Genomic DNA, 22,941 nt, shown 5'->3' with positions numbered 1-22,941 from the left:
CAACCGCCCCAGAAAAACCCTGGGATGGGATACTCCACTCGAGGAGTACAACAAACGACTGCTCGTTGCGACGACCACGTGAACCCGTCACGAAGTTCCGCGCACGTGGTGCTAGCGCTTGCCCTTGAACTTTCCGCCGCCGCGCGGACCGCCACTACGTCCGGGAGGACCGGAGTCGGGCTGCAGCTGAATCAACACACCGCTGATGCGGGTGCGGCGTAGCGCCTCGACCGTCTCGTCAGCAAGGTCGGCAGGCAACTCGACCAGCGAATGGTCGGGACGAATGCTGATGTGCCCGAAGTCGCTTCGACGCAGACCGCCCTCGTTGGCGATGGCACCGACGATGGCACCGGGAGCGACGTGATGACGCTTACCGACGCTGATCCGGTACGTCGCCATTTCCTGGCCCGTCTTGCGGTGATGCGAGCTGGCCGCATCCTCGTCGAACGTGCGCGGCGGACGCGGCTCACGAGGCTCGCGGGGTGCCCGCGGCGGGGCAGGCGGCTCGGGCTTGAGCAGGAAGGCTTCGCCGTCGCGCGACTGGATGGCCAGAGCTGCTGCGATGTCGACCAAGGGCACGTCGTGCTCGCGCTCGTAGTCCTCGATGAGACGGCGGAACAGCGCCAGATTCTCGTTGCCGAGGCTCTCGGTGATGGAGTCCTTGAACTTCGTGACGCGTTGCGCATTGACGTCGTCGACGCTGGGGAGCTGCATCTCGGTGATGGGCTGACGCGTCGCGCGCTCGATGGCCTTGAGCAGGTGACGCTCCCGGGGCGCGACGAACAGCAGAGCCTGACCGGCGCGACCCGCGCGGCCGGTACGGCCGATGCGGTGTACGTAGGACTCGGTGTCGTGCGGGATGTCGTAGTTGATGACGTGCGAGATGCGGTCGACGTCGAGACCACGAGCCGCAACGTCGGTGGCCACCAGAATGTCGATCTGGCCATTTTTGAGCTGGCCGATGGTGCGTTCGCGCTGTGCCTGCACGATGTCGCCGTTGATCGCGGCGGCGGAGAATCCCCGTGCGCGCAACTTCTCGGCGAGCTCTTCGGTGGCCTGCTTGGTGCGCACGAACATGATCATGGCCTCGAACTCTTCGACCTCGAAGATTCGAGTGAGCGCCTCGAGCTTGCGCTGATGGGCCACCTGGACGTAGCGCTGCGTGATGTTCGGTGCCGTCGACGTCTTGGTCTTGACGGTGATCTCCACCGGGTCGTGCAGGTACTGCTTGGAGATCTTGCGAATCGCGGCCGGCATCGTGGCCGAGAACAACGCGACCTGCTTGTATTCGGGAGTGTCGGAGAGGATGCGCTCGACGTCCTCCTGGAACCCCATCTTGAGCATCTCGTCGGCCTCGTCGAGCACGAGGTATTCGAGCCCGGAGAGGTCGAGTGTGCCCTTCTCGAGGTGGTCGATCACACGGCCCGGGGTTCCGACGATGATCTGGGCACCCTTGCGCAGGCCGGACAACTGGATCCCGTACGCCTGACCGCCGTAGATGGGCAGAATGTGCAGACCCGGAATGTGGGTGGCGTACTTCCCGAACGCCTCGGCCACCTGCAACGCGAGCTCGCGGGTCGGTGCCAGCACCAAGGCCTGCGGCGTCCGACGCGAGACATCGAGACGAGACAGGATCGGCACCGCGAACGCGGCGGTCTTACCCGTTCCGGTCTGCGCGAGGCCGACGACGTCGTTCCCCGCCATCAACGGCGGGATGGTGGCCGCCTGGATGGGCGACGGGCTCTCGTATCCGACGTCGCGCAGGGCCTTCAGGACCCGCTCGTCTATTCCGAGATCGGCAAAAGTGATGTCGTCATCCGCTGTCGAAGAAGACTCACCTGCGTGGACGGGAGGGGACGAACTCGTCTCGTCAGACGTCACGGCGGCATCCTGATCAGATTCTGAAGTGCTCATATACACCCGAGTTTAGTACCTGCCCGGCCCCCGCGACTCCTTCTGCGCTGATCAGGTGACGAAAACAGCGGTGATGGGGGCACGCACACGCGGCCCTGCGAGGGCGACCCGACGGAGACACACGACCGGACACCGTTATGTTGTACCCCGAGTCACACTCACCTCCCCCGAAAAGCGACCGAAAATTCACAAACCGGACAACCTCGGTGGTGCGTTACGGACTCGGGTGTGATGAAATGCACAACTACCACGCTATTTATCCGTAAGGGGTCCAGCAGTGCGCGAATATTCTGTGCCGGCGTCATTCACCATTCCCGACGACGCATCCATGGCCGACACCGTCTTCCGGTACCAGAAGGAATCACCGAACTTCGTCCCGTTCCAGCGCCTGGTGAACGGCACCTGGACCGACGTCACCGCGGGTCAGTTCGCCAAAGAGGTCACCGCCGTGGCCAAGGGCCTGATCGCGTCGGGCGTCGAACTCGGCGACCGCGTCGCGATCCTCAGCGCGACCCGCTACGAATGGGTCGTTCTCGACTACGCCATCTGGACCGCCGGCGGGTGCACCGTCGCGATCTACGAGACCTCGTCGCCCGATCAGGCCCAGTGGATACTCGAGGACTCCGCTACCAAGCTGCTCGTAGTCGAGACCGCAGCGCACGTCTCGAATCTGAAGGACGTCACCGAGGGTGCCGCCGAACTGCGCGAGGTACTCCAGATCGACGGCGGAGCCATCGACGAACTGACCACCCGAGGCGCGGGAATCAGCGACGAGGACGTGCACACCCGTCGACACCAGGTCACTGCCGCCTCCCCCGCGACACTGATCTACACCTCTGGCACCACCGGCCGCCCCAAGGGTGTCCAGCTGACACACGCGAACTTCTACGCCGAGGTCCAGGCCACCCAGATCGCGCTGCACGACTCCATGCGCGAGGGCAACCGCACCTTGATGTTCCTACCGATGGCGCACGTGTTCGCCCGCGCGGTGTCGTTCGGCTCGTTCGAGTCGAAGGTGACCGTGGGCCACACCTCGGACGTGTCGACCCTGGTGGATCAGTTCGCCGTCTTCAAGCCGAACTTCATCCTGTCGGTGCCGCGCGTGTTCGAGAAGGTCTACAACTCGGCCAAGCAGAAGGCACACGACGGCGGCAAGGGCAGCATCTTCGACAAGGCCGCCGCGACGGCCATCGAGTGGAGCGAGGCCCAGGAGAAGGGCGGCGCAGGCCTGGTCCTCAATCTCAAGCACACCGTCTTCGACAAGCTCGTCTACTCCAAGTTGCGAGCTGCTCTCGGCGGTAACTGCGATCGTGCGGTCTCGGGCGGTGGCCCCCTCGGCGCTCGCCTGGGCCACTTCTTCCGCGGCGCGGGCGTCCCGGTCTACGAGGGCTACGGACTGACCGAGACCAGCGCGGCCGTCACCGTCAACACCACCAAGGAACAGCGCGTCGGCACCGTCGGCAAGCCCATCGACGGTCACGCGGTCAAGGTCGCCGAGGACGGCGAACTGCTGCTCAAGGGCCCGGTGGTGTTCAGCGGCTACTGGCACAACGAGAAGGCCACCGCCGAAGCGATCGTCGACGGCTGGTTCCACACCGGCGATCTGGGGTCGATCGATCAGGAAGGCTTCGTCTCGATCACCGGCCGCAAGAAGGAAATCATCGTCACCGCCGGTGGCAAGAACGTCGCCCCCGCGGTGCTCGAGGACGCGCTGCGCGCCAACGCGATCATCAGCCAGTGCCTCGTCGTCGGTGATGCAAAGCCGTTCATCGGTGCGCTCATCACCCTCGACCCCGAAGCGATGCCGGGCTGGCTCGAACGCCACAACCTCGCTGCCGACATCCCGTTCTCGGAGCTGTCGAAGAACGCCGACCTCGTCGCCGAGATCGACAAGGCCGTGGCCGAGGCCAACAAGAAGGTCTCCAACCCCGAGCAGATCAAGAAGTACACGATCCTCGAGAACGACTTCACCGTCGAGACCGGTGAGCTGACCCCGACGATGAAGCTCAAGCGCAACATCATCCACACCGAACGTGGCAGCGACATCGAGGCCATCTACTCGTAGATCGCCCAGCACGAGTGCCGAAGGGCCCGACGCGAGCAATCGCGTCGGGCCCTTCGGCGTACAGCATGTGATCGTCAGTGCATGTGATCGTCAGTGCATGTGATCGTCGAGGAATTCGGCGACCACCGTGGTCACGGCCTGGTGGATCTTCTCGTGCAGCAGATCGTGGCCGCCGTCCTCGAACTCGCGCAAGCTCGCGTGCGGAACGCTCCCGATCCACTCGCGGACGGCATCGACCGGTGCCAGACGATCGTCGACGCCGTGCACGGCCAGCAACGGAATGACGTTGTCGGACAGGTCGTCGGCGGACCCGGTCACGGACTTGGGTGTGCCGCACAGAATCGCGCAGCGGACCGCCTCGGGATGCGCGCCCAGCGCTGCGATGGCCGTCGCAGCTCCGAGCGAATGGCCCATCAGAGCGAACGACAACTCGGGGTGCTCGGCCTCGGCGATGTCGATCAACTGCAGCGCGTTCTGGGCGAGACCGGGGATCTGTGCTGCGTCGGTCAGTTCGCCCTCGGTCAGGCCGTGCCCTACGTGATCGACCGCCCACACGTCCACCCCACGCTCGTTCAGTAGCCGAGCGAAGCGGTGGTAGTGGGCGCTGTTCTGGCCGAGACCGTGCAGGAAAACGAGACCGAATCGAGCGTCGGCGACGGTCCAGGTTCGATAGTGGACAGCACCGGTGGCTCCGTCGAAAAAAGGCATTGAATCATTTTGCCTGTTCCCGCCGGCTTCCGCGCGCAACGTGACCGGTGCCGCTGTCGCGGGTCGCTAGGGTGGACGCTTGTGTTCCTCCTCGGCGATCAGGTCGTCTACAGCGCCAGCGACCTCGCCGCGGCCGCATCCTGCGAATTCGGACTGCTCCGAAGACTGGACGCTGTCACCGGCCTGATCCCCCGGCAGAGCGTCGCAGCCGACCCGATGCTGGACCGCACGTCCACACTCGGATTCGAGCACGAACGACGCCAACTCGAGGCGTTCGAGCAGCGTTTTCCCGATGGCGTCCTGACCATGGACCGACCGGGCCGCACCGCACAGGAACTGGCGGACGCGGCGTGGGCGACCTTCACCGCCCTGACCTCACGCACGCCGGTGCTCTATCAGGCCACCTTCTTCGACGGACGATTTCTCGGTTTCTGCGACTTCTTGGTTGCCGACGGTTCTCGTTACACCGTCTACGACACGAAACTGTCGAGACACGCGAAGGTTCCGGCGCTGCTGCAATTGGCCGCGTACGCCGACGCCCTGCAGGCCGGGGGTATCACTCCGAGCGAGCAGGTCCATCTGATGCTCGGCGACGGCAGCGACTCCGCGCACGCGCTGGCCGACATTCTTCCGGTCTACCGGCAGTCGCGAGCACACCTGCAGCACATTCTCGACGAGCACCACGCCGAGGGCACCGTCGTCGAGTGGTTCGATCCGCGATATTCGGGGTGCGGGCAGTGCGATGCCTGCACCGCCGAGGTGGAGCAGCATCGCGATCTGGTGCTCGTCGCCGGCATGCGCGGCAGCACCAGGGACCGGCTACTGGACGCAGGGATCTCGTCGATCGACGAGCTCGCCGAGTCGAGTACCCCGGTGGACGGCATGTCCTCCCGGACACTGGAGAACCTGCGGGCACAGGCAGCCTTGCAGGTACGCCAAGAGCGCAGCGGGGCAGCCGAATTCGAGATCTTCGACGCCGAGGCACTGGGGGTGATTCCCGAGCCCGACGACGGCGACATCTTCTTCGACTTCGAGGGAGATCCGCTGTACGCGGAGTCCGGTTCGTCCGACTGGGGTCTCGAGTACCTGTTCGGCGTCTACACCGCGGACGGCGACTTCCTGCCGTTCTGGGCGCACGACCGTGCGCAGGAACGTCGTGCGCTCATCGACTTCCTCGACTATGTCGCCGCCCGCCGAGCCCAGTATCCGAAGATGCACGTGTATCACTATGCGCCGTACGAGAAGACGGCTCTGCTGCGGCTGGCCGGCCGGTACGGAGTGGGCGAGGACGCCGTCGACGATCTGCTGCGGGAGAACGTTCTGGTGGATCTCTACCCCGTCGTGCGGTCGGCTGTTCGGATCGGTGCCCGCTCGTACAGCATCAAGAAACTCGAACCGCTGTACATGCCCGCGGCCCGTGACGGAGACGTCACCGACGCGGCGGCGTCGATCGTCGAATACGCGCACTGGTGCGAACTGCGCGATCGAGGCAAGGACGCCGAGGCGGCAGCTCTGCTCGCCGACATTGCCGAGTACAACCGCACCGACTGCGAATCGACACTGCGACTGCGTGATTGGTTGCTCGATCGGGCATCGGACGCTGGGGTAGCACCGCGGTCCCCGCAGCAGCTGGACCTCGAGGACGTCGTCGACCGCACCGCGACCCCACTCGAACTCGAACTGGCCGAGCACGCCGGACTGCCGTGGGATCGCACGCCGACGCAGCACGCGCTCGGATTGTTCGCCGGTGCCATCGGATATCACCGACGAGAGAACAAGCCGTTCTGGTGGGGCCACTACGACCGCCTGACCCATCCGCTCGACGAATGGGCCGACGCCGCGGACGTATTGAAGGTCGAGCGCGCCGAGCTGGTACACGACTGGATGAAAACTGCACCCGGACAACGGGTGCTGCGTCGTCAGGTCAGACTGGTCGGGCACCTGAGCAACGGCGTGCTGTCCGGCTCGAAGGTGAAGCTGCTGTACGAGAACCCGGCCCCGGAGGGTTTGACGAAGCAGCAACCGACGCATCGGGCCACCACATCGGTCGAGATTGTGCAGACCGGGTACGAGGGAACCCTGGATGTGGTTGTCGTACAAGAGAATCTACGCAAGGGCGTGGAGGAGTACACCGATTTCCCGGTTGCCACCGCGCCCGAGCCGCCGCCGAACACCAAGCATCTCGAGCAGGCGATCGTCTCCGTCGCGACCGAGGTTCTCGGCGGGTTGCCGGAACTACCACGTACGGCTGTCGCCGATCTGCTGACGCGCTCGACGCCCCGAACTCGTTCCGGTGCCGGCCTTCCCGTGGTCCACGACAACGACTACGCACATGCGATCACGGCCGCGCTGCTCGATCTCGACAATTCGTACGTCGCGGTGCAGGGCCCGCCCGGCACCGGGAAGACCTACACGGCGGCGCGCGTCATCGAACACCTGGTGAACACCCATCACTGGCGGATCGGGGTGGTCGGCCAGTCGCATCACGTGGTGAACAACCTGCTCGACACCATCGTCGGTGCCGGGGTCGACGCCTCGAAGGTGGGCAAGAAGGCCCCGACCGCGCACACCGTCGTGGACATCGCCGGATACTCGCACTTCGTCACCGAGGCCGACGAGGGCTGCGTCATCGGCGGCACCGCTTGGGATTTCTCCAACCCCGGCCGAATTCCACCCGGCTCCCTCGATCTACTCGTCGTCGACGAGGCCGGTCAGTTCTCCCTCGCCAACACCATCGCGGTCTCGGTATCGGCGCGCAATCTGCTGCTTCTCGGCGACCCGGCGCAGCTCCCCCAGGTCAGTCAGGGCACCCACCCCGAGCCCGTCGACGAATCGGCCCTCGGATGGCTGACGACCGGGCACGCTACCCTGCCCGCCGACCGCGGCTACTTCCTGGCGACGACGTGGCGGATGCATCCGGATCTGTGCGCGCCGGTGTCGACGCTGTCCTACGAGGGCAAGCTCGAATCGAACAAGGATGTGACACAGTCACGTTCGCTGTCGGGTCTGGAACCGGGCCTGCACGTCGTCCTTCTGGACCACCACGGCAATTCCACCGACTCGATCGAGGAAGCCGACGAGATCGTCACGCAGGTCCGGTCGTTGCTGGGTCGGCCGTGGGTGGACCCCGCACACTGCAGCGACCCGCGCCCGATGCAGCAGTCCGACTTTCTGGTGGTCGCGGCCTACAACGCGCAGGTCGCCGTCATCGTCGAGCAACTCGCAGCCGCCGGACTCGACGAGGTGTCGGTGGGGACCGTCGACAAATTCCAGGGCCGTCAGGCACCGGTGGTCCTCATTTCCATGGCAGCGTCGGCCATCGAGGACGTGCCCCGCGGAATGGGATTCCTGTTGTCGCGCAACAGACTCAACGTCGCCATCTCCCGCGGTCAGTGGGCCGCGATCCTGGTGCGCTCGCGCGCGCTGACCCACTATCTGCCGTCGACCCCGGACGGACTCGTCACGCTCGGCACGTTCATGCGGCTGTGCGAGAACGCACGTCAGCCGAACGCCATACCCTCGCCGCGGTAGGTGGGAACGGCGTCGACCGATCCGTCGGAATGCACCAGAGACAGGGTGTCGAACCGCTCGCACAACTCCCCGGCCTTGGCGTGGCGGAACCAGATTCGATCGCCGATGCGCACCTCCTCGGCCCCGCTCACCGGGGTCTGCGCCTCTCCCGCGCCCTCGTTGCGCAGCAGTTTCAGGCCCGACGTGACAACGCCCGCTGCCCTCCTGGACCAGCCGACAGGTCGGGGTGATCGCGACCAGGATGCCGGGCCCGACGCGATGTAGCCGCCGCCGAACGCGGTGGCGATCCGCGGAGTCGGCTTGCGCACCACCGGCAGTGCGAAGAACAGCGAGGGTTCGGCCGAGAACGCGCGATACCGATCGAACAGGGTCGGCGCGAACAGACCCGAGCCCGCGGTGACCTCGGTGACGGCCGGATCCGCAGCGGAGAAATCGATCGACCCGGTACCACCGCTGTTGACGATCTCGAGCGGCCCGATCGCCGCGGTGACGGCGTTCACCACTGCTGGTCTCCGCGCACCGATCTCACGAGACGACAGCGACTTCATCAGCTCGACAGCGACGTTGGCGTCGGGAACACCGGCAATCTGCGCCTCGTAGAACATCAACCCCACCACCCGGAACCCCCGCGAGCGAGCCTGACGGGCGAACTGCGCCACCTGCTCCGGATCTCGAAGCGGAGAGCGCCTGACCCCGATGTGCAGCGGCCCCACCCGCAACGATGCGTCCACGTCGATACAGACGCGGGGCTTGAGTAGGTCGCTCCGCGCGGCGTCTCGGACGAGGTCCAGTTGCGCGACGTCGTCGACCATCAACGTGATGCGTCCCGACAGCACGCGGTCGTTGACCACCTCGGCGAGCGCTGTTCGATCGACCGTCGGATACCCCATCAGAATGTCGTCGACGCCGGACTGCGCCAACCAGATCGCTTCGCGCAGCGAATAGGCCATCACTCCGGATACACCCTGCGCCGCGAGGACCCGATTCAACACGGCTCGGCACCGCACCGACTTGCTGGCGATCCTGATCGGTACACCGTTCGCGCGTGCGCGCAGTGCTGCAGCATTGGCATCGAGAGCTGTCAGATCGACTGCTGCCGAAGGAGATTCGAGACCCTCGGTGGCTGCGACAATGCGGGACAGCGGGGTCGTAGCGGTGGTGGTGTCACCGGCGATCGAACTCATTCGGCACATTCCTTCGTCGTCGTTGCCGGGCCGACACAGTCAAACACTCCGCAGCCGAGAAGTCCCGTCGAGCGGTTTTCTACTCAGCGATCTTCTGCCTTCGCGGCGATCAGCCCGGACAGGTCGTCGATCTGGGCCAACACTTCGAGATCGTCGCCGTCGACCAACCACCGCAGCACCAAACCGTCGAGAGTCGCCATCCCGAAGCGGGCGATCGACTCCACTGGTTCGAGCCACCGCGTGCCGGTGTGGTCGGAACAATTCTCGAAGAACAGCTGCGCCTCGGAATCCCGGATTCGATACTGCCCGCTGGCGATCTCGGCGGCCGTGGCCGAACCCAGTGCGCGATGCCGCAACAGATACGTCTTGATCTCGTACGCCAACAGCTGCCGACCATGCGATTTCTCGATCAGCAGCCACACCGCGCTCAGCCCGCTGTGCACCAGCTCGCGCAGCCCCCGAACACCGGGTAGTTCGTGTGTTCCGACCGCGCTGTCCAACGCGGCGTGCAGTATCTCGGTGACGTCGACGATGAGGTGCTCGCCCATCGCGATCACCAGATCCTGCTTGGTCTCGAAGTGGTATTGCACGATGCCTTTGGTGACGTCGGCATATTCCGACAGCGCCCGAACGGTGAGCGACTCGATACCGACCCGCTCGGCGACGTCGATTGCCGACTGCACCAGTTGTGCGCGGCGCACGTCGGCGGGCAGCCTCGATTGCATGACCCGATACTAGGTCGCGGTCGACATCTGTGCCTTGGATTGCCCCAGGGGAGCGCGCTGCGAGATAGTGATTCGATGATCGAGCGGTCGTGGCAGAACTGGGCGGGCAATCAACATGCATTCCCGGCGCGTCGAGCCGAGCCCTCGTCGGTCGAGGAGATGCGTGCGATTCTGCGCGATGCCGCCGAACGCTCTCTGCCGGTGCGCTGCGTCGGGTCAGGGCATTCCTTCACTCCCATTGCCGTCACCGACGGTATCCAGATCGCCTTGGATGCGCTGAGCGGTATCGAATACGTCGAACGCGCCGACGACGGATCTGCCCAGGTGACGGTACTGGCCGGCATCCGACTCCGAGAGTTGTCGGCGCGGTTGTGGGAGCTCGGTCTGGCGATGACCAATCTGGGCGACATCGACGAGCAGTCCGTCGCCGGGGCCATCTCGACGGGCACTCACGGAACCGGTGCCCGGTTCGGCGGCATCGCCACCCAGGTGCACGCGCTGGAGCTGATGACCGCGGACGGACAGTCGGTGCAGTGCTCCCGAGACGAGAACACCGAACTGTTCGACGCGGCCCGCATCGGTCTCGGCGCTCTCGGCGTCATCACGCGTGTGACGTTGAACTGCGTCGCGGCGTTCGCGCTGCAGGCCGTCGAGACGCCGTCGACGCTGACGGCGACGCTGCGTGATCTCGATGCCACCGTCGCCGGCGTCGACCATTTCGAGTTCTATTGGTTTCCGCACACCGATCGTGTGCTCACCAAACGCAACACCCGCCTGCCCGGTGACACCGATCTGCGTCCGCTGGGCAAGGTGCGCTCGTATCTCGACGACGAACTGCTGTCCAACACGGTCTTCGAGGGCCTCAACCGAGTGGTGACGCGAGTGCCTGCGTTGATTCCCAGGGTGAACGCGGTCTCGGCCCGAGCACTGTCGGCTCGCGAGTACACCGACCGCTCGTACCGGGTGTTCGCGTCGTCGCGGACGGTCAAGTTCGTCGAGATGGAATACGCCGTGCCCGTCTCCGAGATCGCCTGGGTGCTGCGCGAGGTGGATCGCTGGCTCGAGCGTTCGGCGATCTCCATCGCGTTCCCCGTCGAGGTGCGGTTCGCGGCCGCCGACGACATCTGGCTGTCCACGGCATCCGGGCGTCCGACGGCGTACATCGCCGTGCACCAGTACCACCGGCGTGATCACCGCGAGTACTTCGACGCTGTCGAAGCCATCTGCCGCAGCGTCGGGGGTCGGCCGCACTGGGGCAAACTGCACTCTCTCGGCAGCGCCGAGCTGCGTGATTCCTACGAGCACTTCGACGATTTCCTGCGCATCCGCGATTCCCTCGACCCGACGCAGCTGTTCCGCAACGACTACTTGGCGCACCTGCTGTCGTGAGCGGTATCTCGTACCCTGCTACGAAATACCGCGCACGACGAGTTCGCTTACATTGGACTCGGTGAGCACAGGAAAACGCGCGCTGTCCGGCATCATCGCCGCCGGAGTCGTCCTCGGCGTCGGCGAATTGATCGCCGTCCCCATCGGACCGAACTCGTCACCACTGACCGCCGTCGGATCCTCGGCGGTCGACAACAGTCCGGCACCGGTCCGTGAATGGGCCATCGACACGTTCGGCACCTCCGACAAGCTCGCCCTGTTCCTCGGTATGGCCGTGGTCATCGGTGCTATCGCCGCCGCGGCAGGAATCGCTCGCAAACCGATCGGGGCCGCGGTGTTCGCCGCCTTGGGCGTAATCGGCGTCCTCGCCGCGGTGACCCGACCCGACGCGACGGTGTTCTACGCAGTCCCGACCATCGGCGGCGTCATCGTCGGCATCGTCGTGCTGCACGCCCTCATCGGATCCGCCACCCCGGCGACCGACGGAATGAACCGACGCAGTTTTCTGACCCTCGCCGCCGGTGCCGCAGTACTCGGAGTCGTCGCAGGGACCGCCGGACGAATGCTCACCTCGGCGCGAGCGGTCACCGCCGATCGACTCGGCTTCATGCTCCCGACCCCGACGCCACAAACGCCGATACCGGCGGGGGCGGACCTGAAGATCGACGGCCTCGCGTCGTACATCACCCCGAACGAGGACTTCTACCGCATCGACACCGCGTTGGTCGTGCCACGCGTGGCGTCGGATACGTGGTCGCTGCGGATCCACGGCATGGTGGACCGCGAGATCGAGTTGACGTTCGCCGATCTGGCGCAGCGTCAGGCGGTGGAGAAGACAGTCACGTTGACGTGCGTGTCCAACATCGTCGGCGGCGACCTCGTCGGCAACGCGACGTGGATCGGCTACCCGCTGAAGGACATCCTCGAAGAAGCGGGCATCTCCCCCGACGCCGACATGGCGCTGTCGTCCAGCAGCGACGCCTTCACCGCGGGCACTCCCCTGGAGGTGCTGCTCGACGGCCGCGACGCACTGTTGGCCGTCGGGATGAACGGCGCCCCGCTACCCGTGGAGCACGGTTACCCGGCCCGACTGGTCGTGCCCGGACTGTACGGATACGTCTCGGCCACCAAGTGGGTCACCGACATCGAAATCACCCGATTCGACAAGGTGACGGCGTACTGGACCGACCGCGGCTGGGGCGCACTCGGTCCGATCAAGACCGCTGCCCGCATCGACACTCCGCGGTCGGGCAGCTCCGTATCCGCGGGTAAGACCGTGTTCGCGGGTGTCGCCTGGGATCAGCACACCGGCATCGAGGCCGTCGAAGTACAAGTGGACGAGGGCAATTGGATGCCGGCAACCCTGTCGGAGGAGTACTCTAAGGACACGTGGAGGCAGTGGATGATCGAGCTCGACCTGCCGGCGGGCCAGCACGCGATCCGCGCCCGGGCCACCAACTCCGCCGGGGAGCTGCAGACCAACAAGACTGCAGACACCGTCCCCGACGGAGCAACCGGCTACCCGAAAATCTCGGTGACGGCGAACTGATTCAGGTTGTCGCGAAGCTGGCGCGAACCGAGTTCTCTGCCAACTGCTTCCGCTCGTCCGCGGTCAGACCCATGTCCTCTTCCAGCGCGACGAAGTTGTCGTCGACGTACCCGCCGAAATAAGCGGGGTCGTCGGAATTGATCGACACCGACAACCCACGTTCGAGCATCTGCCGTAGCGGCAACTGCGCGACGTCGTCGATCACCTTGAGCCGAACGTTGGACAACGGGCAGACGGTGAGCGGAATCTGTTCCTCGACAAGTCGATTCACCAGCGCCTCGTCTTCCAGGCACCGGACGCCGTGATCGATGCGCTCCACCTTCAGCAGATCCAGTGCCTGCCAGATGTAGTCGGGCGGGCCTTCCTCACCGGCGTGGGCGACCACGTGCAGGCCCTCGGCGCGTGCCTTGGCGAACACGTCGACGAACAGCGACGGCGGGTAGCCGACCTCGGCGGAGTCGAGACCGAGGCCGATGATCGGTGCCTTCATCGCCAACAGGTCGTCGAGCAATTGGTTGGCGTGCAGCACCGGCTTGTCTCGCAGGATCGACGCGATCAACCCGCTGGTGACGCCGAATTCGCGCTCACTGGTCGCGCAGGCGTCGGCCAATCCCTCGACGACGGCCTGGAGCGGTACACCGCGCTCGGTGTGCGCCTGCGGATCGAAGAAGATCTCCGCATGCGTCACCCCGGCCTGCGCGGTGCGGCGGAAGTACGCGCGCGCCAGATCGGCGAAGTCCTCGGCCGTGCGCAACACGGACATGTTCGCGTAGTACAGATCGAGGAAGGACTGCAGGTCGGTGAACTCGTACTTCGCCTGCAGTTCGTCGATATCGTTGTACGGCAGCGTGATTGCGTTGCGCTCGGCGAGATCGAAGATCAGCGGCGGTTCGAGCGACCCTTCGATGTGCAGGTGCAGTTCGGCCAGTTGATCGTTACTCACTCATACGATTCTACTTGCCGGTGTAGGTCGCCTTACCCGGGCCGACCTCGAGGAAGCTCGTCACCGCACCGCGCAGATCCTCGGTCTCGAACAATGCGCCCGACACCTCCGACGTGATCTCGTCCGCATGCGCCACCCCGCCCGAACGCCACGCCGCCACAATCTGTTTCGTCGCCGCATGGGCGATGGTAGGGCCGTCGGCCAGTCGGTGAGTCAACGCGAGCGCCGCGGCATCGACGTCGTCGTGAATTTGATTGACCACGCCCCACTCTTTCAACGTCTGGGCGTCGTACAGATCACCGGTCATGACGAATTCACGTGCCCGACCCGACCCTGCCCGCTCGGCCAAACGCTGCGGTCCACCCATCGACGGCGTCAACCCGACGACGGTCTCGACCAGACCGAACTTCGCCCTGGGTCCGGCCAGGATGATGTCGCACGCCAGCGAGATCTCGAACGCCGCGGTCAGCGTCAACCCGTGCGCGGCGTAGATCACCGGACACGGCAACGCCTCGAGCGGGTGAATGATGCCGGCGAACAACCCACGCCACAGATCGGCACCCTCGGCCGCGGACAATCCCTCGAACACGTGCACGTCGACGCCCGCCGAGTTGACCTTGCCCTCGGCACGCAGCAGAACCGCACGCGGCGGGTTCGCGGCCAGATCGGCAACGTTCGCGGCCACCGCGTCGAACATTGCCTGATCGAACAGATTGAGGGGGCCGTGATCGAACGTCAGGACAGCGACCTCGGCGCCGGCCGCAGTGGTCGATCGGACGAGCGAGGTAGGTGCGTCAGCCATGCCTCGCATAGTGCCATACGCGTTCCGGGGCGTAGTTACCGACGAGTATTGTGCGCGTATCAGCCGTTACCGAGAGGAACAAGTAAGTGAAGCGCAGCCTGTTCGAGTCCGACCACGACGACTTCCGCGCATCGGTACGCGAGTTCGTCACCAGGACGATCACACCGGTCGAGGAAAAGCTGATCGAACAGCGATACATCGACCGCGAGATCTGGCTCGAAGCAGGACGCAACGGTTTCCTCGGCCTCGAGGTGCCCGAAGAATACGGCGGCAGCGGAGCCGAGGACTACCGATTCAACGCCGTCCTCGGTGAGGAACTCGCCCGCTCGAGTGCCGCGGTGGCGTCGTGCTTCGGTATCCACGTCGACATCGTCGCGCCCTACCTCGTCAAGCTCACCACCGAGGAGCAGAAGAAGCGCTGGCTGCCCGGGTTCTGCAGCGGCGAGATCCTCACCGCCATCGCCATGACGGAACCCTCCGGCGGCTCGGACCTGGCCGCGCTGAAGACCACCGCCGTCAAGGACGGCGACGACTTCATCATCAACGGCTCGAAGACGTTCATCACCAACGGCAATTCCGCCGACCTCGTCATCGTCGCCACGCGCACGACGCCCGAGAAGAAGGCGAAGGGCATCACGCTGTTCGCTGTCGAGAACGGAACCGAAGGATTCACCCGCGGCCGCAAACTCGACAAGGTCGGCCAGCCCGAATCCGACACCGCGGAACTGTTCTTCGAGAACGTGCGAGTACCCAGCGCCAACATGATCGGCGAATTCGACGGCGGCTTCATCCACATGATGCAGCTGCTCCCCCAGGAACGCATCAGCTGCTCGGTGGCCAACCTCGGACACGTACGGCCCATTCTCGAAGAGACGCTGCAGTACGCCAAGGACCGCAAGGCATTCGGTCAGCAGATCGGCTCGCTGCAGTGGAACAAGTTTCTGCTCGCCGAGCTCGTCACCAAACTCGATGTGGCACAGGCATACATCGACAACTGCATCGTCGCCCACGGCCAGGGCGAGCTGACGGCCATCGATGCAGCCAAGGCCAAGTGGTGGAGCTCGCAGGTGCAGAACGAAATCCTCGACCACTGCGTCCAGCTGCACGGCGGCTACGGCTTCATGAACGAATACCGCGCCGCGCGCGCGTGGAAAGACGCTCGCGTGACCAAGATCTGGGCCGGATCGAACGAAATCATGAAGGAACTGATCGGCCGGGATCTGGGGCTGTAGAGCGGCTTCGCCGCATGTGAGTGGAACTTCGTAGCAGGGGTCGAGGTTCCACTCACATGGGTTTCTCGAACGCGGGCCGGGCGTAGAAGCAGACGGCGACCATGCCGACCAGGAGCACGACGGCGGGCAGAATCAGCGACTGCGCCATGGCGGTGGTGAAGCCGTCACGCAGCATCTCGGGCACTCGGCCGGCGAATTCGTTTGCCCCCGAAGCCGATCCACCGGTAGGTAGTTCGGCGGCCAAGCGCGATTGGATGAGCGCGCCGATGCCCGCGCTGCCGAGCACGGACCCGATCATGCGGGTGGTGTTGTAAATTCCCGAACCGGCACCCGCCTGGCTCATCGGCAGATTACGAGTGGCCGTCGCTGCCAACGGAGACCAGATCAACGCATTCGCCACACCCATTGCAGCGACGGGGAGCAGCAACTTCCAGATGGCCGTCGTGGGCGTCATCTCGTAGGCGAACCACAGCAGCGACGCGGCGAGGATGAACAGTCCCGATCCGGCGATGTACCGCGGATGCGTCTTGTCGACGAGCTTGCCGATATTGGGTGCGAGCAGTCCGGTCAGCAGCGCCATCGGAACGAACAGCAGTGCCGACCGGGTGGGCGTCAGACCGGTGACGCTCTGCGCGTAGAACATGATCGGCAGCATCATGCCGGACATCGCGAAACCCATTGCGGCGATACCGATATTGGACAGCGAGAAGTTGCGGTCGCGGAACAGGGCCAAGGGCACCAGCGGCTCGCTGGTATTCACGGACTGCCAGTAGACGAACCCCGCGAAGACGAGCAGACCGACACCGATGAGGATCCACACGCCGGTACCCCAGTCGTACTTCTGACCTTCCTGGATACCGAAGACGATGCAGAAGAGTCCGACAGCGCTGAGCGCAACGCCCAGCAGATCGAACTTGTGATCGTGGGTCGGCAGCACCGGAACGAACTTCAGCGCCAACGCGATTGCGAGAATGCCCACCGGCACGTTGATGAAGAAGATCCATTCCCAGCCGAGCGAGTCGACCAGCACACCGCCGAGAATCGGCCCGACGAGCGTAGCGACGCCTGCGACGGCGCCCCATGCCCCCATCGCCGTTCCGCGCTTCTCCGCCGGGAACACGCGAGTAATCACCGCCATCGTCTGTGGGGTGATCATCGCCGCGCCGAGACCTTGAACCGCGCGCGCCGCGATGAGCATGTCGATCGATCCCGACAGCCCACACCACACGGACGCGAGAGTGAACAGCACCAGGCCGGCGATGTACAGATTCCGCGGACCGAACTTGTCACCCAATCGGCCCGTGACCAGCAGCGGAACGGCGTAGGCGAGGAGATACGCGCTGGTGACCCAGATGACGTTGTTGATGTCGGTGTTCAGCCCGGTGAGGATCGCAGGTTGCGCGACCGCGACGATCGTCGTGTCCACCAGGATCATGAAGAAGCCCAAGCACAGTGCCCACAGCGCCGGCCACGGTCTGATCTCGTGCTGCGACGGGGCAGTCTCGACGGAATTCATGTAGCGCTCCCTATCCCCGAAGTCGGGTTCGTGTGATGTGCGGAGATGTGATGCGGCCAGTCGAGCTCGCCGCTGTCGATCCGATCGAGGTAGCGCGTCAGCCACTGCACTTCTGCGCGCAGCATGTGGTGAATGTAATCGATTCCAGCCCAATAGATTTCGGATATCTGGCGATCTGCTGCGAGCTGTTGATAGCCCGACAGTTCGTCGATGTCCGCGGTCAGGTCCACGATTCGCTCCCGCAACAGGGCGGTCGCGTCGGATGCGGGTAGGTTGTGCATTTCGGACAGGCCGAGGACGAACTGCGGGTATTCACGCACCGGGGTTCTCAGAATTTCGGTCAGCCGATCGGTCAGCACTTGCCGTCCGGCCGAGGTGATCCGATAGGTGGTGCGCTCCGGACGGTTGCCACCCCGGTCGGTTCCGACCTCGTCGACCAGTTCCTGCTCGTGCAGACGTGCGACCGCGTGATAGAGCGAACCCGGGCGAATCTTGACGATTCGATCTTCCTTGCGGGAGAGCAGCAATTGATACATCTCGTAGGGATGCATCGGGCCCTCCGAGAGCAGAGCCAGAATCGAGACGCCCAGCGGATTGACGGTTCCAGCTCGCATCGATCCCCCTGTCACCTATCCCGCACGAATTATTCCAACTGGAATATAGGGCCGGCGGTAGCCTCGGAGCAACCCGGACAATGCGCCCACCAGGGGACAAAGGCGTCTTTCGACGCAGAATGGGCACCGACCACGGTCGATGCCCTCACCGAACAGACGAAGGCCGGATACTCGGAAATTACTTCCGTGTATCCGGCCTTGTCACCGAGTTTCTGGTGCTGAAAAAGTCTAGAGTTTCAGTCCACCAGGAGAAATCGGGTTACGAAGCTTGAATCAGATGGCGCGGACGCCGGTAGCCTGGGGGCCCTTCTGACCCTGGCCCACCTCGAACTCCACGCGCTGGCCCTCGTCGAGCGACTTGAAGCCGCTACCCTGAATCTCCGAGTAATGAACGAAAACGTCCGGTCCGCCACCATCCTGCTCGATGAAGCCGAAGCCCTTTTCGCCGTTGAACCACTTCACACTGCCCTGCGTCATTCTGTAAACCTTCTGTAAGCGAGCTAGATCTTCACGTCGAAGCTCTAATCTCAAAACCGAGTCTGCCATCTATTGGCGCTGAGCGAAACACCGGGGGCGAAAAAGTTCGAAAGATTGCTTTGGGACGGTGAAACAGAAATGCCGCCACAGCTGCCGCAGCCCGTCGGTTCAAGTGCCGTCGCTACTGTCGAACCGTGGAATTGCCTGCCTACGAAGCCGACCGATTCGATCCCCACCGACTCGACATCGTCCGACTCGCCTGGTGCCGACGGCTGTCGTTGGACGACCGTGCCCTCGATACCACCGCGGACCGCGTCGAACATCGGACCGACACCGAGAACATCGTCGTACTCCGACTGGCGCAGACCACTCTGATCGTCGGGCCGTCCTGGGCCGTGGACGCCGCACGCGGCATCGAGGGCCAGGCAGACACCGGTCGGACGTGGTTGTCGACGCTGCTGGGCGATCGCGTCGAGCAGTACGAGATCGACTCCCACACGCTGGCCTACGGATCCGAGATCGGCCACACCATCGACGTCCACGATCCGCTGATCTCCCACGACGCAGAGCACGCCCGCGCTCTGGCGGAGCACTGCAGCGAGGCCGACGTGACGGAGGCATTCGGCGAGCCGGTGTCGCGGCACTGGTTCACTTTGCTCGGAGACGACCGACCCGCGGATTCGGCGCGATCCCTGGCCTCGGCCGGGTACTCGGAAGAAAATATGATCCTGGCCGACATGCGCGTTCTCACCGACCCGGACCACCGACGACACGGACACGCCGCGGTCGTCGGGCGGCTCGCGACCAACGATGCCATCGACGACGGCCTGATACCGCAGTGGCGAGCGCGACCGGAGAACACGACCGCTCGACGCCTTGCCGCCCGGCTCGACTACGTGGAGATCGGCGCCTGCCACACCGCCGTGCGTCGAACCTAGGCGCTTGAATCCGGTCCGGACTGGGTAGCGTTCGTGAAACCGACCGATGTGAGGAGTTCGATCATGGCCGAGGACGCCACCTACGTGAAGCCGGGCGAGGAATTCAAGCGCGATACCAACTACATCCCGACGCGCATCACCGCCGACGGCCGGGACGGGTATCCGGTGGAGCCCGCGCGTTACCGGTTGATCGCGGCGCGGGCCTGCCCGTGGGCCCATCGATCCATCATCGTGCGTCGGCTCCTCGGACTCGAAGATGTTCTGTCCCTTGGCATTCCGGGCCCGACCCACGACCCGCGCAGCTGGAACTTCCAGGAGGAGCCGGGCGGCGTCGACTCGGTTCTACAGATCCCTCGGCTGCAGGACGCCTACTTCGCACGGTTCCCGGACTACGAACGAGGCATCACCGTGCCGGCGATCGTCGACGTTCCCACCGGCCAGGTCGTCACCAACGACTACCCACAGATCACTCTCGACCTCAGCACCGAGTGGACGCAGTACCACCGCGAGGGCGCGCCCGATCTGTACCCGGAGGCGCTCCGCGGCGAGATCGACGAGGTGGCCGATCTGGTGTTCAAGGATGTGAACAACGGCGTCTACCGCTGCGGATTCGCCGGCTCGCAAGAGGCATACGAGAAGGCGTACGACCGCCTGTTCGCTCGCCTCGACTGGCTCGTCGAACGGCTGTCCACCCGGCGGTATCTCGTCGGCGAGCACATCACCGAGGCCGACGTGCGACTGTTCACCACCCTCGTCCGTTTCGATCCCGTCTACCACGGCCACTTCAAGTGCAACCGCAGCAAGCTCACCGAGATACCGGTGCTGTGGAACTACGCACGCGACCTGTTCCAGACTCCCGGATTCGGTGACACCGTCGACTTCGATCACATCAAGCGGCACTACTACGAGGTGCACACCGACATCAATCCGTCGGGCATCGTGCCGAAGGGGCCCGATCTGGCCGGCTGGCTCGAACCGCACGGACGTGAATCACTCGGCGGATCGCCCTTCGGCGACGGCACCGCGCCGCAGCCGCCGAAGCCGGACGAACTGGTCCCGCCCGAGCACTGGGTGTAACAGTGACGGCTAGGCCCCGGCGTAGGTACCGAAGCTCCAGTAGACCCCCTCGGCGTCGCGGCAGGTGAAGCCGCGGCTGCCGTAGTCCTCCTCGCGCAGGCCTTGCGTGACGGTGCCGCCCGCCGCGACGACGCGATCGTGGATGCCGTCGGGGTCGTCGGTGACGATGTAGATCGACCCGACACCCGGCGGCAGTTCGCCGATGGCACTCCCGTCGCGAACACTGCCCAGCATCACCCCGCCGCCGTCGGGCCAGCGCAGTTCCGCATGATCGACGCGGTCGCCTTCGCCGTGAATCGCGCACTCCTCGAATCCCAACACGTCGACGATGAACCGAATTGCGTCGCGTGCGTTCTCGTACTTCAGAGTGGGCCAAACGTGTGTCGTCATGACGTCATACCTTCCTCGTCGGCCGCGCGGACCGTCACCGGCAACGCCGCTCGACAGAGTCTCGAACATGCCCGCACCCCGACGCGGCGCGCGCCACCGGACACCACCTCGCTCGGAGGAATCTGCACGCCACCAGTCTAAATTGCCCCGAACGTGTGCAACGAAGAATTCGCGGGTAACTCCCCCGACCAGCGTCACCGACGCTCGCAACCGAAAGAGGTATCGATGGCAGGCAAGAAGGACGACGCTCAGGTCGAGATCTCGAGCGGAGGCAAGCTCGAACGGGCCCTGGTCAACATCCTGGACAACGCCAGCCGCCTACAGGGACCCGCCGTCGACAAATACGTCGCGCACGTGCGTCGAGCACACCCGTACGACACCCCGGCCCAGATCATCGAACGGCTCGAGAAGCGATTTTTGCTGGCGGTCACCGGCAGCGGATCGGCAGTGGGAGGCGCAGCGGCGGTCCCCGGAATCGGTACGGTCGCATCGCTCGCCGCCGTCGGTGCCGAGACCGCGTTCTTCATCGAGTCGTCGGCTCTGCTGACGCTGTCGGTCGCGTCCGTGCACGGCATTCCCGTCGAGAATCACCAGCAGCGACGCGCGCTGGTGCTCTCGGTGGCACTGGGCGAATCAGGCATGCAGATCGTTCAACGAACAGTGGGCAAGACAGCCAAGAACTGGGGCCCACTCATCACCTCGCGCATCCCGGGCGGCTCGATGGCCAGCATGAACAAATCGCTGGTGAAGAAGTTCGTCACCAAATACCTGGCCAAGCGCAGCGCACTGCTGGTCGGCAAGATGCTTCCCGCCGGAATCGGCGCGGCGATCGGCGGCGCGGGCAACCGAGTGGTCGGCAAAGGGGTCGTCAAGAACGCCCGTGACGCCTTCGGCCCGCCGCCCGCACGGTTCCTGGAAAATCGCATCATCGAACCGGACGAATGAGAATGCCCGGAATCTTCGAGAGGCTGCTGCGTTGACTTCGAACATGACTTCCACACCTGAACTCGGCAAGTACGGCGTCTGGCGACTGCACTCGGCGTTCACGCCGGAGTTGTCCCGCGCCATCGAGTCCTTCGGCTACGGGACCATCTGGCTCGGCGGATCCCCGCCCGCGGACCTGACGACCACCGAGGAGATCCTCGACGCCACGGACACCATCGTCGTCGCCACCGGCATCGTCAACATCTGGTCCGATGCAGCCGCCGATGTCGCCGCGTCGTATCACCGCATCGAGAGCAAGCACCCCGGACGGTTCGTCCTGGGCATCGGTGCCGGTCACCCCGAGGCCACCCAGGAATACCGGAAGCCGTACGACGCGTTGGTGAGCTACCTCGACGACCTCGACGAGGCCGGAGTCCCGATGGAGCGTCGGGTCCTCGCCGCGCTCGGCCCCAAGGTGCTCGCGCTGGCCGCGAGCCGTACCGCAGGCGCGCACCCCTATCTGACCACTCCCGAACACACCCGTGAAGCCCGAGAAGCAGTGGGGCCGAACAAGATTCTCGCTCCCGAGCACAAGGTGGTGCTCGAGACCGATCCGGAGAAGGCACGCGCGATCGGTCGGCCACCGGTGAACAACCCCTACCTGCATCTGCGCAACTACACCAACAATCTGAACCGGCTCGGCTACTCGGACGAGGAAATCGGCGACGGCGGCAGTGACCGACTGATCGATGCCCTCGTCGCACACGGCGATGCCGACGCCATCGCTGCTCGACTCGACGAACACCTCACCGTCGGCGCGTCGCACGTGACGCTGCACGCGCTGCCCGACGACGCCGACCCGCTCGAGACGTACCGGGAGATCGCTGCGGCGTTGCATCGCTGAAACCGGGGTCATCCCGCCCGTCGGTCCCACCCCGTAACCTCGTGTACCGGTTGCCGCCA

Annotated in this window: 20 protein-coding genes; 9 read left to right on the top strand and 11 right to left on the bottom strand. The window is 64.8% G+C overall.

The genetic code is table 11. The features are described from left to right. Positions 1–111: 111 nt before the first annotated feature. Positions 112–1,914, bottom strand: a complete 1,803-nt coding sequence (locus tag CH278_RS04090) for a DEAD/DEAH box helicase (RefSeq protein ID WP_032364895.1) — start codon at positions 1,912–1,914, stop codon at positions 112–114. Between the two features lie 277 nt (positions 1,915–2,191). Between CH278_RS04090 and CH278_RS04085 the strand changes: the two genes are divergently transcribed. Further along, positions 2,192–3,979, top strand: a complete 1,788-nt coding sequence (locus CH278_RS04085; RefSeq protein WP_027497999.1) for an AMP-dependent synthetase/ligase — start codon at positions 2,192–2,194, stop codon at positions 3,977–3,979. A 90-nt stretch (positions 3,980–4,069) separates the two neighbouring features. Here CH278_RS04085 and CH278_RS04080 read toward each other — a convergent pair whose 3' ends face one another. Further along, on the bottom strand, positions 4,070–4,687 hold the full coding sequence (locus CH278_RS04080; protein ID WP_027498000.1) for an alpha/beta hydrolase: 618 nt from the start codon (positions 4,685–4,687) through the stop codon (positions 4,070–4,072). Between the two features lie 81 nt (positions 4,688–4,768). On the opposite strand from CH278_RS04080, the gene CH278_RS04075 reads away from it, so the two are divergent. After that, entirely contained in the window at positions 4,769–8,218 is a 3,450-nt protein-coding gene (locus CH278_RS04075; protein ID WP_094621239.1) for a TM0106 family RecB-like putative nuclease, read from the top strand. On the opposite strand, the gene CH278_RS04070 is transcribed toward CH278_RS04075, so the two are convergent. Together CH278_RS04070 and CH278_RS04065 are read right to left on the bottom strand one after the other, a co-directional pair. Beyond that, on the bottom strand, positions 8,188–9,402 hold the full coding sequence (locus CH278_RS04070) for an alanine racemase (RefSeq protein ID WP_094621238.1): 1,215 nt from the start codon (positions 9,400–9,402) through the stop codon (positions 8,188–8,190). The two genes, CH278_RS04075 and CH278_RS04070, sit on opposite strands and share 31 nt — an antisense overlap. Before the next feature lie 83 nt (positions 9,403–9,485). Then, a complete protein-coding gene (locus CH278_RS04065) occupies positions 9,486–10,127 on the bottom strand; it encodes a TetR/AcrR family transcriptional regulator (protein ID WP_027498003.1) in 642 nt (213 codons plus the stop codon). A 75-nt stretch (positions 10,128–10,202) separates the two neighbouring features. On the opposite strand from CH278_RS04065, the gene CH278_RS04060 reads away from it, so the two are divergent. Both CH278_RS04060 and CH278_RS04055 read left to right on the top strand, forming a co-directional pair. Further along, positions 10,203–11,516, top strand: coding sequence for a D-arabinono-1,4-lactone oxidase (locus CH278_RS04060; RefSeq protein ID WP_094621237.1), 1,314 nt, complete (start codon positions 10,203–10,205; stop codon positions 11,514–11,516). Positions 11,517–11,577: 61 nt separating this feature from the next. After that, positions 11,578–13,065, top strand: a complete 1,488-nt coding sequence (locus CH278_RS04055) for a molybdopterin-dependent oxidoreductase (protein ID WP_094621246.1) — start codon at positions 11,578–11,580, stop codon at positions 13,063–13,065. Position 13,066: 1 nt separating this feature from the next. On the opposite strand, the gene CH278_RS04050 is transcribed toward CH278_RS04055, so the two are convergent. Together CH278_RS04050 and CH278_RS04045 are read right to left on the bottom strand one after the other, a co-directional pair. After that, positions 13,067–14,008, bottom strand: a complete 942-nt coding sequence (locus CH278_RS04050; RefSeq protein ID WP_094621236.1) for an adenosine deaminase — start codon at positions 14,006–14,008, stop codon at positions 13,067–13,069. Positions 14,009–14,018: 10 nt separating this feature from the next. After that, positions 14,019–14,810, bottom strand: a complete 792-nt coding sequence (locus tag CH278_RS04045) for an enoyl-CoA hydratase/isomerase family protein (protein ID WP_094621245.1) — start codon at positions 14,808–14,810, stop codon at positions 14,019–14,021. 86 nt (positions 14,811–14,896) lie between these two features. Here CH278_RS04045 and CH278_RS04040 point away from each other — a divergent pair, with 86 nt between their 5' ends. Beyond that, the gene (locus tag CH278_RS04040) at positions 14,897–16,042 is read left to right on the top strand and encodes an acyl-CoA dehydrogenase family protein (RefSeq protein WP_094621235.1); all 1,146 of its coding nucleotides are present in this window, start codon (positions 14,897–14,899) and stop codon (positions 16,040–16,042) included. Between the two features lie 52 nt (positions 16,043–16,094). Here CH278_RS04040 and CH278_RS04035 read toward each other — a convergent pair whose 3' ends face one another. From CH278_RS04035 to CH278_RS04025, 3 genes are all read right to left on the bottom strand, one after another. Continuing rightward, a complete protein-coding gene (locus CH278_RS04035; RefSeq protein ID WP_027498009.1) occupies positions 16,095–17,558 on the bottom strand; it encodes a DHA2 family efflux MFS transporter permease subunit in 1,464 nt (487 codons plus the stop codon). Further along, complete coding sequence (locus CH278_RS04030) at positions 17,555–18,172, bottom strand: PadR family transcriptional regulator (RefSeq protein ID WP_051365245.1); 618 nt, start codon at positions 18,170–18,172, stop codon at positions 17,555–17,557. Before CH278_RS04030 ends, CH278_RS04035 begins: the two co-directional genes overlap by 4 nt. Before the next feature lie 273 nt (positions 18,173–18,445). Continuing rightward, complete coding sequence (locus tag CH278_RS04025; protein WP_008714360.1) at positions 18,446–18,649, bottom strand: cold-shock protein; 204 nt, start codon at positions 18,647–18,649, stop codon at positions 18,446–18,448. Positions 18,650–18,843: 194 nt separating this feature from the next. Here CH278_RS04025 and CH278_RS04020 point away from each other — a divergent pair, with 194 nt between their 5' ends. After that, positions 18,844–19,587, top strand: a complete 744-nt coding sequence (locus tag CH278_RS04020) for a GNAT family N-acetyltransferase (protein WP_080735497.1) — start codon at positions 18,844–18,846, stop codon at positions 19,585–19,587. Between the two features lie 63 nt (positions 19,588–19,650). Continuing rightward, positions 19,651–20,664: a glutathione S-transferase family protein gene (locus tag CH278_RS04015; protein WP_094621234.1), complete on the top strand. Its 1,014-nt coding sequence runs from the start codon at positions 19,651–19,653 to the stop codon at positions 20,662–20,664. A gap of 9 nt (positions 20,665–20,673) precedes the next feature. Here CH278_RS04015 and CH278_RS04010 read toward each other — a convergent pair whose 3' ends face one another. Both CH278_RS04010 and CH278_RS27905 read right to left on the bottom strand, forming a co-directional pair. Then, a complete protein-coding gene (locus tag CH278_RS04010) occupies positions 20,674–21,054 on the bottom strand; it encodes a VOC family protein (protein WP_094621244.1) in 381 nt (126 codons plus the stop codon). Further along, positions 21,051–21,182 carry a hypothetical protein gene (locus tag CH278_RS27905; protein ID WP_256991855.1) on the bottom strand — a complete coding sequence of 44 codons (132 nt, stop codon included), beginning with the start codon at positions 21,180–21,182 and terminating at the stop codon, positions 21,051–21,053. Before CH278_RS27905 ends, CH278_RS04010 begins: the two co-directional genes overlap by 4 nt. A gap of 97 nt (positions 21,183–21,279) precedes the next feature. Here CH278_RS27905 and CH278_RS04005 point away from each other — a divergent pair, with 97 nt between their 5' ends. Both CH278_RS04005 and CH278_RS04000 read left to right on the top strand, forming a co-directional pair. Next, positions 21,280–21,999 carry a hypothetical protein gene (locus CH278_RS04005; RefSeq protein WP_032390501.1) on the top strand — a complete coding sequence of 240 codons (720 nt, stop codon included), beginning with the start codon at positions 21,280–21,282 and terminating at the stop codon, positions 21,997–21,999. Between the two features lie 43 nt (positions 22,000–22,042). Beyond that, positions 22,043–22,882: an LLM class F420-dependent oxidoreductase gene (locus CH278_RS04000; protein WP_094621233.1), complete on the top strand. Its 840-nt coding sequence runs from the start codon at positions 22,043–22,045 to the stop codon at positions 22,880–22,882. The last annotated feature ends 59 nt before the right edge of the window (positions 22,883–22,941 follow it).

The sequence above is a fragment of the Rhodococcus sp. 05-2254-5 genome (assembly GCF_002258575.1).
Lineage (GTDB): Bacteria > Actinomycetota > Actinomycetes > Mycobacteriales > Mycobacteriaceae > Rhodococcoides > Rhodococcoides fascians.
Note: the sequence above shows the minus strand (reverse complement) of the source record. Positions and strands in the feature narration are given on the sequence as shown.